11 protein-coding genes are annotated in these 12,547 nt (G+C 64.7%); 4 read left to right on the top strand and 7 right to left on the bottom strand.

Going from position 1 to position 12,547, the window contains the following annotated elements:
* Window positions 1–66 precede the first annotated feature (66 nt).
* Window positions 67–1,407 carry a hypothetical protein gene (locus I6F31_RS00645; RefSeq protein ID WP_225184525.1) on the top strand — a complete coding sequence of 447 codons (1,341 nt, stop codon included), beginning with the start codon at window positions 67–69 and terminating at the stop codon, window positions 1,405–1,407.
* Window positions 1,408–1,521: 114 nt separating this feature from the next.
* Here the strand turns inward: I6F31_RS00645 and I6F31_RS00640 are convergent, their stop codons facing one another.
* Together I6F31_RS00640 and I6F31_RS00635 are read right to left on the bottom strand one after the other, a co-directional pair.
* A complete protein-coding gene (locus I6F31_RS00640; RefSeq protein ID WP_225127340.1) occupies window positions 1,522–2,940 on the bottom strand; it encodes an amidase family protein in 1,419 nt (472 codons plus the stop codon).
* 116 nt (window positions 2,941–3,056) lie between these two features.
* On the bottom strand, window positions 3,057–3,833 hold the full coding sequence (locus tag I6F31_RS00635; RefSeq protein ID WP_036004871.1) for an SDR family oxidoreductase: 777 nt from the start codon (window positions 3,831–3,833) through the stop codon (window positions 3,057–3,059).
* 153 nt (window positions 3,834–3,986) lie between these two features.
* Here I6F31_RS00635 and I6F31_RS00630 point away from each other — a divergent pair, with 153 nt between their 5' ends.
* On the top strand, window positions 3,987–5,060 hold the full coding sequence (locus I6F31_RS00630; protein ID WP_036004872.1) for a tartrate dehydrogenase: 1,074 nt from the start codon (window positions 3,987–3,989) through the stop codon (window positions 5,058–5,060).
* Between the two features lie 134 nt (window positions 5,061–5,194).
* Here I6F31_RS00630 and I6F31_RS00625 read toward each other — a convergent pair whose 3' ends face one another.
* The 5 genes from I6F31_RS00625 to I6F31_RS00605 form a co-directional block, all read right to left on the bottom strand.
* Window positions 5,195–5,836 (bottom strand): suppressor of fused domain protein, encoded by a 642-nt coding sequence (locus tag I6F31_RS00625; protein WP_225174843.1) that lies wholly within the window; start codon window positions 5,834–5,836, stop codon window positions 5,195–5,197.
* 165 nt (window positions 5,837–6,001) lie between these two features.
* Complete coding sequence (locus tag I6F31_RS00620; RefSeq protein WP_225174844.1) at window positions 6,002–7,075, bottom strand: malate/lactate/ureidoglycolate dehydrogenase; 1,074 nt, start codon at window positions 7,073–7,075, stop codon at window positions 6,002–6,004.
* Window positions 7,076–7,086: 11 nt separating this feature from the next.
* On the bottom strand, window positions 7,087–7,998 hold the full coding sequence (locus I6F31_RS00615; protein WP_036004881.1) for an NAD(P)-dependent oxidoreductase: 912 nt from the start codon (window positions 7,996–7,998) through the stop codon (window positions 7,087–7,089).
* A gap of 12 nt (window positions 7,999–8,010) precedes the next feature.
* The gene (locus tag I6F31_RS00610; RefSeq protein WP_109144482.1) at window positions 8,011–9,261 is read right to left on the bottom strand and encodes a Zn-dependent hydrolase; all 1,251 of its coding nucleotides are present in this window, start codon (window positions 9,259–9,261) and stop codon (window positions 8,011–8,013) included.
* A 32-nt stretch (window positions 9,262–9,293) separates the two neighbouring features.
* Window positions 9,294–10,211, bottom strand: a complete 918-nt coding sequence (locus tag I6F31_RS00605; protein WP_036004923.1) for a LysR family transcriptional regulator — start codon at window positions 10,209–10,211, stop codon at window positions 9,294–9,296.
* Window positions 10,212–10,331: 120 nt separating this feature from the next.
* Between I6F31_RS00605 and I6F31_RS00600 the strand changes: the two genes are divergently transcribed.
* Both I6F31_RS00600 and I6F31_RS00595 read left to right on the top strand, forming a co-directional pair.
* A complete protein-coding gene (locus tag I6F31_RS00600) occupies window positions 10,332–11,147 on the top strand; it encodes a putative hydro-lyase (protein ID WP_109144481.1) in 816 nt (271 codons plus the stop codon).
* 89 nt (window positions 11,148–11,236) lie between these two features.
* Window positions 11,237–12,481: an ABC transporter substrate-binding protein gene (locus tag I6F31_RS00595; RefSeq protein ID WP_192893276.1), complete on the top strand. Its 1,245-nt coding sequence runs from the start codon at window positions 11,237–11,239 to the stop codon at window positions 12,479–12,481.
* The last annotated feature ends 66 nt before the right edge of the window (window positions 12,482–12,547 follow it).

Genomic DNA, 12,547 nt, shown 5'->3' with positions numbered 1-12,547 from the left:
GCCGCCCAGATTTGCGTCCTGATCTTCACAACCGCTCTCGGCGTGTCATCGTGCGCCGCGGAGGGGTTGCGGCGCTATCGCGCGCCGATCGGTGAGAGTTCGATTTCGGGAATTTCGTCGGGCGCGTTCATGGCCGTTCAGTTCGGCACGGCATGGTCGTCGGTGATCAAGGGCGTCGGTGTGGTCGCGGGCGGCCCTTACTGGTGCGCAAAGGCGGACGCGTTCGACGCCGTCACCTGGTACTGGGGGCCGATCCGGCGGGCCACGGGTGCATGCATGAAAGGGCCGGCGTCGGATCTGAATCCGAAGGATTTTACGGCAAAGGCCGACGCGAAGGCCGCAGCGGGCGAGATCGACCCTCTCAGCAATGTAGGCAGGCAGAAGATCTATCTCTTTCACGGCTACAATGACGCGATCGTCGACAAGGCCGCGACCGATGCGGCCGCCGATTTCTATCGCCATTATCTGCGGGATGCCAATCGCGGCAACTTGTTCTATCAGGCCACGCTCGGCGCGGGCCACTCGTTCGTCGTGGCGAAGCAGGGCGCACCCGGGCTCAACGAGTGCAAGGCCAACACGGCGCCCTATATCGACCAATGCGGCTATGACCAGGCCGGCGTCATCCTGCAGCATATTTACGGCCGCCTGAATCCGCCCAATGCCGCGCAGCTTGCAGGTTCGGTGAAGAGCTTTGATCAATCGATCTATACCACGCCGCATCTGCCCGACGCGTTGAGCATGGGCGATACCGGCTATGTGTTCGTACCCAGGGATTGCGAGCAGGGCAGTCCGTGTCGAGTCCACGTCGCGCTCCACGGATGCAAGCAGGACGTCGCCGATATCGGACGCAAATTCGTGGATGAGGCCGGCTACAATGAGTGGGCGGACACGAACCGCATGATCATTCTCTATCCGCAGACCAAGACCAGCCCATACTGGCCAAGCAATCCGCAGGCCTGTTGGGATTGGTGGAGTTACGTCAACCATCAGGATAGCTACGTGACGAAGTCCGGATCGCAAATCAAGGCGATCAAGGCGATGCTGGATGCGCTCACGGCCGCTGCCGCGGCGCCCGCCGGCGCGACCGCGCCCTCGCTATCGGCGCCGCAGTCGCTCACGGTGATCGATACGTCGGATAGCGGCGCTGACCTGGCCTGGTCTCCAGGAGACGACGGAACAACCTACCGGGTTTCGCGTGCGGGACCCGATGGTGCGTTCCAATCGGTTGGCGACGTGACAGGCGCGAGCTTTGGGGATTCCGGTCTGACGCCGCAAACAACATATCGATGGCGTGTCTCGGTCATTCTGAACGGGGCGGTGGGCCCGAGCTCCGAGGAGGCGACCGGCACCACGCGATCGACGCCTCCTCGCTGCGCTAATCCCGGCTCCTGCCCGATCGCCAAATAGCGAACCGAGCAACCGTCCCAGCCTGGAGGCGGCCAGCGGGAGGTGAGGTCTCGTGTCCCGGCTCTGCGACGCAGCGCTGGCGCGCTGCCCCTTGTCCGGGACACGAGAGTGAGGCTAGTCCTTCACCTTCGGATCGATCGGCGTCGTACCGCGCAGGCCCAGAATATCCTCCAGCACCTTCGCTCCGGCGATCACCTGCGCGTCGGCGCGCGGCGCGCCGACCACCTGCACGCCGACCGGCAGGCCCGAGGCCGTGAAGCCGCAGGGCAGGGAGAGAGACGGGCAGCAGGCCAGCGTGATGGCGTAGACGATGCCGAGCCACTCGACGTAATTGTCGAACCTCTTGCCGGCGCATTCGGCGACATAGCGATGCTCGATCGGGAAGGGCGGAACGATCGTGGTCGGCGTCAGCAACAGATCGTAGCTCTTGAAGAACTCGACTGCCCGCGCCGTCATGCCGACGCGCTGCGCCTCGGCGCGCGCGAGCTGCTCGACTGTGAGCTTGAGACCCTCCTCGATGTTCCAGATCACCTCGGGCTTGAGCAGGTCGCGCTTGGTGCGCAGCAGATTGGCCTTGGTGATCGCAAAGTCGAAGGCGCGCAGCGCGTGGAAGCATTCATGCGCCTCGCGCCAGTCCGGATGCGCCTCCTCGACGATGGCGCCGGCTTCGGCGAAACGTTCGGCGGCCTTTCGTGTGATCGCCTTCACTTCGGGATCGACCGGGGTGATGCCGAGATCGGGCGAATAGGCGATGCGCCTCGGCCGCTTGCCCGCCTGGGCCGCCGACAGGAACGAGGTTGCGGGAGCCGGCAGCGACAGCGGATCGTCGGCATAGTCGCCGCTCATGGCATCCAGCAGCAGCGCGAGATCCTCGACGTTGCGCGCCATCGGGCCGACCACGCCGAGATTGCGATCGATGCCGGACTTTGGGGTATGCGCGACGCGGCCGATGCTAGGCCGCATGCCGACGACGCCGCAGAAGGCCGCGGGGCTGCGCAAGGATCCGCCCATGTCGGAGCCTTGGGCGAGCCAGGCCATGCCGGTTGCCAGCGCCACCGCCGCGCCGCCGGAGGAGCCCGCGGCCGATTTCGTCGTGTCCCAGGGATTGAGCGTCGCGCCGAACACCTCGTTGAACGTGTTGGCACCGGCCCCGAACTCCGGCGTGTTCGACTTGGCGTAGACGACCGCGCCGTTGGCCTCGAGGTTCTCGACCATGAGGTCAGACTTCGCGGGAATGTTGTCCTTGAAGATCGGCGAGCCCTGCGTATTCAACACACCCGCAACGTCGGTCAGATCCTTGATCGGCACCGGCAGCCCGGCGAGCAGCCCGCGCGCACCGGCCGGCTTCTGCATCAGTGTCTTCGCACTCTCCCGCGCGCGATCGAAGCACAGCGTCGGCAGCGCGTTGACCTTGCCGTCGACCTCCTGGATGCGCGTCTCCACCACGTCCAGGAGCTCGAGCGGCGAGACGTCGCCGGAGCGCAGCTTGTCGACGACGGTGCAGGCGGTTTCGCGGATCAGGTCTTGAGACAACTATCTTACTCCCGTGCTTGTTGTGTCGTCATTGCGAGCGCAGCGAAGCAATCCAGACTGTCACTGCGGCAAGATTCCTGGATTGCTTCGCTGCGCTCGCAATGACGAGAATAGAGTTAACCCCACCCGGCGCTGATGCCGCCGTCGACGGTGTAGATCACGCCCGACGTATAGCCGGCGCGATCCGACGCCAGGAACGCCATGAGGTCGCCGATCTCGCGCGCATGCGCGGGACGGCCGAGCGGCAGGCTCTTCTGGAATTCCTTGTAGCGGCTCTCGTCGCCGAACTGGTGCTTGGCCCGCGTCTTGAGCAGGGTGACGTGGCGGTCGGTGCCGACGGGGCCGGGATTGATGCCGACCACGCGGATGTTGTCGCCCAGGCTCTTGCCGCCGAGCGCCCGTGTGAACGCCATCAGCGCGGCATTGCCGGCGCTGCCGCAGATGTAGTTGGCGTCGAACTTCTCGCCGGCCGCGCCGATGTCGTTGACGATGACGCCGCCGCCCCTGGCTTTCATCTGAGCGTAGACGTAGCGCGTCAGGTTGATATAGCCGAACACCTTCAGTTCCCAGGCGTGCCGCCAGGTCGCCTCGTCGATCTTGTCGATCGAGCCGCCCGGGATGTCGCCGGCATTGTTGACGAGCACGTCGATGTCGGCGGCTTCCTTCGCCAGCCGGGCCACGTCCTCCTCCTTGCGCAGATCGACGATGCTCGTTGTGGCGTCGATCTGGTGCGCGGCGCGCAAACGGTCGGCCAGCGCCTTGAGCTGATCGCCGCTACGCGCCGCGAGGAGGAGATGCGCGCCTTCCTCGGCGAAGGCCTCGGCGGCGGCTGCGCCAATGCCCTTGGACGCGCCGGTGATCAGGACGCGCTTGCCGCGCAGATGCAGATCCATGGGGATACTCGTTCGTGGGAACAGCATCAAATCAGTAGGCGCTTGGCCGCGCCATGGTCAACATTGCAGTGCAGCGTTGCACTGCCGCCGCGTTTGGTCCATTGCAGTGCAGTCAGAAGGCGGCGACTGCCGGACCAACCAAGGACGTTCTCGATGAGCAAGAAACAATACCGGATCGCGGTCATTCCCGGCGACGGCATCGGCAAGGAGGTGATGCCCGAGGGCCTGCGCGTTTTGGAGGCGGCGGCGAAGAAGCACAACGTCTCGCTGCATTTCGACCATTTCGACTTCTCGTCTTACGACTATTACGAGAAGCACGGCCAGATGATGCCCGACGACTGGAAGGAGAAGATCGGCAAGCACGATGCGATCTATTTCGGTGCGGTCGGCTGGCCGGCCAAGATCCCGGACCACGTCTCGCTGTGGGGCTCGCTGATCAAGTTCCGCCGCGAGTTCGACCAGTACGTCAACCTGCGCCCGGTGCGGCTGATGCCCGGCGTGCCGTCGCCGCTGGCGGGGCGCAAGCCGGGCGACATCGATTTCTGGGTGGTGCGCGAGAACACCGAAGGCGAATATTCCTCGGTCGGCGGCCGCATGTTCCCGGACACCGACCGCGAGTTCGTGACGCAGCAGACGGTGATGACCCGTACCGGCGTCGACCGCATCCTGAAATTCGCCTTCGAGCTCGCGCAGTCGCGGCCCAAGAAGCACCTGACCTCGGCGACCAAGTCCAACGGCATCTCGATCACCATGCCCTATTGGGACGAGCGCGTGGAGGCGATGGCCAAGAAGTTTCCAGGCGTGAAGTGGGACAAGTACCACATCGACATTCTCACCGCGAACTTCGTGCTGCATCCGGACTGGTTCGACGTCGTGGTCGGCTCCAACCTGTTCGGCGACATCCTCTCCGACCTCGGCCCGGCCTGCACCGGCACCATCGGCATCGCTCCGTCCGGCAACATCAACCCGGAGGGCGATTTCCCATCCGTGTTCGAACCGGTGCACGGCTCGGCGCCCGACATCGCCGGCCAGGGCATCGCCAACCCGATCGGCATGATCTGGTCCGGCGCGATGATGTTCGAGCATCTCGGCGAGAAGGAAGCCGGCAAGTCGATCGTCGAGGCGATCGAGCGCACGCTCGCCGAACGCACGCTGCGCACCAAAGATCTCGGCGGCAATGCCGACACGACGGCGTGCGGCAAGGCGGTTGCGGATATGGTGGATTAGCGCGGGAGTGATCCTGCGTAGGGTGGGTTAACCCTGCGGCCGCGCGAAGCGTGGTCCGCTGGCGTAACCCACCTCTTCGGCCTCCGGGGATGCGAACAGCGGTGGGTTACGCCTTCGGCTAACCCACCCTACGACTACACATACGACCTCCGCGACGGATCGAATATCGGCGGATAGTCGTTCTCGTCGAGCAGATCGAGAAACGGATCGAGCCCCCTGGACTTGATCAGCCCGAGCTCCTGATGCGAGATCAGGTTCACGGTCAGGATCTCCACCGGATCGCCCGCAATCTCCAGCGCCTCGGCGATCTCCTTGTCGGGGCCGATGATCGGTGTGAGCAACAGGAACGTCTGGAAGTCCGTTCCTGCAACCGGCGGCCACGGAAGCGCGACGCGATGGCCGAAGCCGAACCAGGTCGTGTCGATGAACGGCAGATTGGCCAGCCAGCGCAGATTGGCGCAAACGTCCTGCGTCGGCTCGCGGACGTACCACATCAGCTCGGCCCGGGGCTTCGCGTCGCCGGGGACGCCGTGCATCCGTTGCTCGCTCATCCCGTTGGTGAGAAGGACATAGCCTTCGTCGGAGCCCTCCTGGCAGACCGGGACGAAATCGCGGCCGAAGGCGTGGATGTCGATGCGGCGCTCTGCGTTATCAGTGAATGTGCGCTCGGGCTCGCCAAGCTCGCTCTCGTAGATGGCGAGCCGTTGCCGGTAGAGATCGGACCCGGGCGACGGAAGGTTTGAGCCGGACACGAATTTTGCGAGACGGGAGAGCATGCGAACCTCGGGCGGATGCAATCGGATATCCGCATTGTCGCAAGGTCATGCGGGACGGTTCAAACCCGTGCCGCGAGCACGTCGATATCTTCGCCACCGTCCAGTCTCGCTTGCGCGATTGGTCATGAGGCGCGAGGCGACGCCGAGGAACGCGCCTCGCTCCGATCAGCTCGCGATCTTCTCGATGGCCGTCTGTTCCAGCCCGAACTTCTTCCCGGCATCCAGGATCTCCTGCCAGGTGGTTGGGTCGACCGGGATGCCCTCGGCGAGACGTTTCTTCTTGATCTCGCGCTCCGGCTCGCCCGCGATTCTGACCTTGTCGATGCCGGGGGCAGGCGGCGAGCCGGTGTGCCAGCTCACGAAGCTCTCAACTTCGCGTGCAAGGTTCTCGCCGGTGCCGAGCTTGCCCGGATCGATGACGATCGAGAGCATGCCGTTAAGGACGTTGTACTTGCCGTCGGACGAGCCCTTGACCACCTGGCCGCCGGAGAGCGCGCCGCCGAGGATCTCGCACACCAGCGCAAGGCCCGAGCCCTTGTGCTCGCCGAACGGGAGGATGGCACCGTAGGGCGGAATCACGGTGTAGCGCGGATTGATCGTGGGCTTGCCCTCGTGATCAATGATGGTGCCGACCTCGAGCTCGACGCCCTTGTTATGGGCAACACGGGTCTTGCCCTGCGCGATCCTGCTGGTGGCGAAGTCGAGCACGATCGGATCCTTGCCGGCGCGCGGGATGCCGACGCAGAACGGATTGGTGCCGTGGCGTGCGTCGCTGCCGCCCCAGGGCGCCACGATCGGGCGCGAGATCACGTTGACGAAGTGGATCGAGACCAGCCCGTGGTCGATGCACTGCTCGGCCCAGTGGCCGATGCGGCCGATGTGATGCGAATTTGAGAGGCCGACAAGGCAAACACCGTTCTTCTTTGCGCGCTCGGCCGCGAGCTCCATCGCTTCATGGCCGATCACCTGGCCGTAGCCGGTGAGGCCGTCGAGGGTGAGAAGCGGGCCGGTGTCGAGCACGATCTTGACGTGCGAGTTCACGGCGAGGCCGCCATTGGTGACGCTCTGGACGTAGCGCGGAATCATGCCGACGCCGTGCGAGTCGTGTCCCTTCAGATTGGCTTCGACGAGATTGGTGGCCACGAGCTCGGCCTCGCGGTCCGAGGAGCCGCCGGCCCTGACGATGGCATGGATGGCCTTGGTGAGCGACTCTGCCTTGATGATGCGATAGTCGGCCATTGTTGTTGCTCTTATCCCTTCACGATCCGGCGGCAATGGACCAACGCCGCTTCAATCAGGTTCTCGCTCGCCTCCGGTGTGCGGAAGGCCGAATGCGCCGACAACGTCACGTTCGGCAGCTTCGTCAGCGGATGATCGCCGGGCAGCGGCTCGATGTTGAAGACATCAAGGCCGGCGTGGCGGATATGGCCGGACTTCAGCGCCTCGATCATGGCGGCCTCGTCGACAACAGCGGCGCGGGCGGTGTTGATGAGAATGACGCCGCGTTTCATAGCAAGGATCTTCTCGCGCGTGATCATGCCGCGCGTCTCGTCGTTGAGCAGCAGGTGCAGCGACACCACGTCGCTTCTCGCCAGCACGCTGTCGAGATCGGTAAATTCGACCCCCGGATAGCTCTTCGGCGAACGGTTCCAGGCGATCACCTTCATGCCGCTGCCGGACGCGATGCGCGCGACCTCCGCGGCGATGCCGCCGAAGCCGATCAGGCCGAGCGTCTTGCCGGTGAGCTGCATGCCGTCCTCCCGCAGCCAGTTCCCGGCGCGCATCTCGCGGTCCATCATCGCAATGACGCGGGCCGACGCCCACATCAGCGCGATCGCGGATTCCGCAACCGCCGTGTCGCCGTAGCCCTTGATCAGATGCACGGAGATGCCGAGCTCGGCGAGCTCTTCCGGATTCATGTAGCTGCGCGCGCCGGTACCGAGGAACACGACGTGCTTCAGCCCGGTGCATTTCTTCGCGACTTCGGTCGGCAGTGCGGTGTGGTCGACGATCGCGATCTCGGCGCCGTCGAGAATATCAGGATATTGCTCGGGCGTGATGTCGGGATTCCTGTTGATCCGCACCTTGGGATCACCAGGCTTCCCCAGCCGCTCCATGATCACGGCCAGCGATTCATTGGCGTCGACGAAAACTCCGCGCATGGTTCTCTCCGCTCAGGATGCGACGCCGGCGACTGCCAGCACGGTATGCATGAGGACGTTGGTGCCCGCGGCGCAGTCGCCCTGCGTCGCATCCTCCAGCTCGTTGTGGCTGATGCCGTCCTTGCAGGGCACGAACACCATCGCCGCCGGCATGATCGTGTTGAGGTTGCAGGCGTCGTGGCCGGCGCCGGAGGTGATGCGGCGCGAGGAATAGCCGAGCGTCTTAGCGGCGTTCTCGACGGCAGCAATCAGCTTCGGATCGAAATGCGTCGGCGGCTTGCGCCATACCAGATCGATCTTGACCTCGACCTTGCGGCGCGCGGCGATCTCGGCGATTGCCGCCCGCAGATCGCGGTCGAGCGCATCCATGATGGCGCCATCGGCACTGCGGCAGTCCATGGTGAAGGCGATCTCGCCGGGAATGACGTTACGCGAGGGATTGGCGATGACGGCCTCGCCGATGGTGCCGACGGCGTTCGGTCCGTGCTTCCTCGCAATCGACTCCATCGCCAGCACGATTTCGGACAAGGTCGCCAGCGCATCGCGCCGCAGCGGCATCGGCGTGGAGCCCGCATGGCTCTCGAAGCCGGAGATCTTGCCGTCGTACCAGAGCACGCCCTGGCCGGAATCGACCACGCCGATGGTCTTGCCTTCGGCTTCCAGGATCGGCCCCTGCTCGATGTGCAGCTCGACGAAGCAGCCGAGCTTCTGGAAGCCGACCGGCTTGTCGCCGCGATAGCCGATGCCGTCGAGCGCCTGGCCGACGGTGGTGCCCTCGGCGTCCTTGCGCGACAAAATGTCGTCTGTGGTGAAGTCGCCGACATAGGCGGCGGAAGCCATCATCGCCGGTGCGAAGCGCGAGCCTTCCTCGTTGGTCCAGTTCACGACGCAGATTGGCGCCTCGGTCTCGATGCCGGCATCGTTCAGCGTGCGGATCACCTCCAGCGCGCCGAGCGTTCCCAGGATGCCGTCATACTTGCCGCCGGTCGGCTGGGTGTCGAGGTGCGAGCCGATGCCGACGGGCAGCTTCGACATGTCGCGGCCCTTGCGCAGGCCGAACTGTGATCCGAGCGCGTCGACGTGGACTTCCAGTCCGGCATCCTCGCAGGCCTTGCGGAACCAATCGCGCACCTGCTTGTCTTCCTGGCTCAACGTCAGCCGCCGCACGCCGCCTTTGGCCGTCGCGCCGAATTGCGCGGTCTCGTGGATGGAGCCCCACAGGCGGGCGGAATCGATTTGCAGGTTGGTCGCGGCTCGGCTCATGCGGTCGTTCTCTCTTTTGTCCGGCGCCTTTTTCAATGACGCGCCTGTGCGGGCGCGTCAACCGCGAGGCTGCTCTGCGCAATTTGCCGTGCAAGCTCGGCGACGCGCTCCACGGCGACGACATCGGGCGAGGCCAGCCAGCTCGCGGTGAAGGTCAGCGGCGCGATGGAAAGATCGGTGTCGAGCAGCTGCAGCCGTCCGTCGGCGAGCTCGTTCTCGACGATGGCGTCGGGGATCACGGCGATGCCAAGGCCCTCGACCGCCATGTGGATGACGGTCGCCAGCGAAGCGGACGCATGCAGGCGGATCGGCGGCAGCTCCGGCCGGTCGAACACCTCGCGCACGACCTCGTAGGGCTTGGTCTTGCGCGGGAAGGTGATGATCGGAAACCGCGCGAGGTCCGCCGGCGTCACCGGGCCCTTGCCGAGCCCGAGCGAGGGACTCGCGAGGAAGCCGATCGGATAATCGGCGAGCACGCGGTTGTGCACGCCGGAGGCGGACAGCGGTCCGACCACGAAGGCGAGCTCGATCTCCTGTGCGAGCAGGCGCGCGGTGAGGTTCGGCGTGATGTCGACCTCGATCTCCAGCGACAGGTTCGGATAGACCTCGTTGACGCTCTTGACGAGCCGCGGCAGCCAGGTGTGCACGATGGTCTCGGCGACGCCGAGCCGCATCACGCCGCGCATCGCCGAAGCATCGCCGATCTCCGCCATCATCGCAGCGCGCAGGCCGATCAGCTTCTCCGCGTAGACCATCATCTGCCGGCCGCTCGGGGTCGGGGAGGCGATGCGATGGTCGCGGTTCAGGAGCTTCACGCCCATCTCGCGCTCGAGCTGGGCGATGCGCTGGGAGATCGCCGGCTGGGTGGTGTTGAGGCGTTGCGCGGCGCCGCGGAAGCTGCCGAGCTTCACGACCCATAGGAACGTCTCGATCGACCTGAAGTCCAGCATTGGAAGGATTTTCCCAATCGATAAATCAGATTTATCGAGATTGATTAGAAACGAAGATTAGACTTTATAGCACGCTTGGTGTTGGCTTGTCTTTGTCGAGTTTATAGGCAGGTCGATCACATGACTGTTTTGGTGGCAGCGCAGCAAACTGAAACACCCGACGCCCTCCCGAGCCGCAAGGCCCGGCTCGCCTACCGCGAGGGGCTGGTCGCCTCCACCGCCGGCGTCGCTCCCGGATATGTCCAGGGCAATCTGGCGATCCTGCCGGCGGAGTATGCCGGTGCCTTCCACCGCTTCTGCCAGCTCAATCCCAAGCCGTGCCCGATCATCGGCATGTCCGACGTCGGCAGCCCTTACATCCCCTCGCTCGGCGCCGATCTCGACATCCGCACCGACGTGCCGCGCTACCGCGTCTGGCGCGATGGCGAGGTCGTGGATGAGCCGACCGACGTGAAGGGCTACTGGCGCGACGATCTCGTCACCTTCGTGCTCGGCTGCTCGTTCTCGTTCGAGGAGGCGCTGCTCGAGGAGGGCATGCCGATCCGCCACATCGAGAAGAACGTGCGCGTGCCGATGTACCGCACCAACATCGCCTGCGGTGTATCAGGTCCGTTCGCCGGCCCCATGGTGGTGTCGATGCGTCCGTTCAAGCCGGCCGATGCGATCCGCGCGGTGCAGATCACCTCGCGCTATCCGGCCGTGCACGGCGCGCCCGTGCATCTCGGCCATCCGCATCTGATCGGCATCAAGGATATCGCCAAGCCCGACTACGGCGATCCGGTGCCGGTCGCCGACGACGAGATTCCGGTGTTCTGGGCCTGCGGGGTGACGCCGCAATCGGTCATCAACGCCGCGAAGCTGCCGTTTGCAATCACGCATTCGCCCGGCCTGATGCTGGTGACCGATCTCAAGAACAGAAACATGGCCGTGATTTAGTGGGCAGCGTCTGCTGCTTCTTCAGGCTTTACCGCATCCACCAATCGCTTCATTCGATCAGCCGAAATTCAGTAACAGGGGACTTTGCCATGACGATCACTCGCCGCGACGTGTTGTTGGGGGCCACCGCCACTGCCGCCCTCGTGCCGCTGGCGGCGCGCGCACAGAGTTCGGAAGTCGTGATCGGCGTGATCTATCCGTTCTCCGGCGGCAGCGCGCAGCAGGGCGTCGACGCGCAGAAGGCCTATGAGACCGCGCTCGAAGTCATCAACAAGGACAGCGATTTCGACCTGCCGCTGGCGAAGGGCGAAGGCCTGCCGGGCCTCGGTGGCGCCAAGATCCGCCTCGTGTTCGCCGACCACCAGGCCGATCCGCAGAAGGGCCGCGCCGAGGCCGAGCGCCTGATCACGCAGGAGAAGGTCTGCGCCGTCGTCGGCACTTACCAGAGCGCGGTGGCCGTCACCGTCAGCCAGATCTGCGAGCGCTATCAGGTCCCGTTCCTGTCCGCCGACAATTCCTCGCCGAGCCTGCACCGCCGCGGCCTGAAATATTACTTCCGCGCCTCGCCGCACGACGAGATGTACTCGGCTGCGATGTTCGACTTCTTCGACGCCATGAAGAAGAAGGGCACCAAGATCGAGACGCTGTCGCTGTTCCACGAGGACACCATCTTCGGCACCGATTCCGGCAATGCCCAGACCAAGATCGCCGGCGAGCGCGCCTATAAGATCGTCACCGACATCAAGTATCGCGCCAACTCGCCCTCGCTCTCTGCCGAGGTGCAGCAGCTCAAGACCGCCAATGCCGACGTGCTGATGCCGTCGAGCTACACCACCGACGGCATCCTCCTGGTCAAGACCATGGCCGAGCTCGGCTACAAGCCGAATGCGATCGTGGCGCAGGACGCCGGCTTCTCCGAGAAGGCGCTCTACGATGCCGTCGGCGACAAGCTCGAAGGCGTGATCTCGCGCGGCACCTTCTCGCTCGACCTCGCGCAGAAGCGGCCGATGGTCGGCAAGATCAACGAGATGTTCAAGGCCAGGTCCGGCAAGGATTTCAACGACCTCACCTCGCGGCAGTTCATGGGCCTGATCATCCTCGCCGACGCCATCAGCCGCGCCAAGTCGACCGACGGCGAGAAGATCCGCGACGCGCTTGCCGCGACCGACATCCCGGGCGAAAAGACCATCATGCCCTGGAAGCGCGTCAAGTTCGACGAGATGGGCCAGAACAACGACGCCGATCCGGTGCTGCTGCAATATGTCGGCGGCAAGTTCGTCACCATCTTCCCGCCGCAGGCCGCGATCGCCGAGGCGATCTGGCCGATGAAGTAAGAGCTGCGGAGGGCAGCGGAGCAAACTGCTCCCACCGTCATTGCGAGGAGCGAAGCGACGAAGCAA

It is taken from the genome of Bradyrhizobium sp. NBAIM01, from assembly GCF_020194115.1.
GTDB lineage: Bacteria > Pseudomonadota > Alphaproteobacteria > Rhizobiales > Xanthobacteraceae > Bradyrhizobium > Bradyrhizobium yuanmingense.
Note: the sequence above shows the minus strand (reverse complement) of the source record. Positions and strands in the feature narration are given on the sequence as shown.

Excerpts from the sequence above, each read along its gene's own strand:
- I6F31_RS00635 (WP_036004871.1), bottom strand. The coding sequence starts at position 3,833 with ATGGATCTGCATCTGCGCGGCAAGCGCGTCCTGATCACCGGCGCGTCC.
- I6F31_RS00630 (WP_036004872.1), top strand. The coding sequence starts at position 3,987 with ATGAGCAAGAAACAATACCGGATCGCGGTCATTCCCGGCGACGGCATC.
- I6F31_RS00625 (WP_225174843.1), bottom strand. The coding sequence starts at position 5,836 with ATGCTCTCCCGTCTCGCAAAATTCGTGTCCGGCTCAAACCTTCCGTCG.
- I6F31_RS00620 (WP_225174844.1), bottom strand. The coding sequence starts at position 7,075 with ATGGCCGACTATCGCATCATCAAGGCAGAGTCGCTCACCAAGGCCATC.
- I6F31_RS00615 (WP_036004881.1), bottom strand. The coding sequence starts at position 7,998 with ATGCGCGGAGTTTTCGTCGACGCCAATGAATCGCTGGCCGTGATCATG.
- I6F31_RS00610 (WP_109144482.1), bottom strand. The coding sequence starts at position 9,261 with ATGAGCCGAGCCGCGACCAACCTGCAAATCGATTCCGCCCGCCTGTGG.
- I6F31_RS00605 (WP_036004923.1), bottom strand. The coding sequence starts at position 10,211 with ATGCTGGACTTCAGGTCGATCGAGACGTTCCTATGGGTCGTGAAGCTC.
- I6F31_RS00600 (WP_109144481.1), top strand. The coding sequence starts at position 10,332 with ATGACTGTTTTGGTGGCAGCGCAGCAAACTGAAACACCCGACGCCCTC.
- I6F31_RS00595 (WP_192893276.1), top strand. The coding sequence starts at position 11,237 with ATGACGATCACTCGCCGCGACGTGTTGTTGGGGGCCACCGCCACTGCC.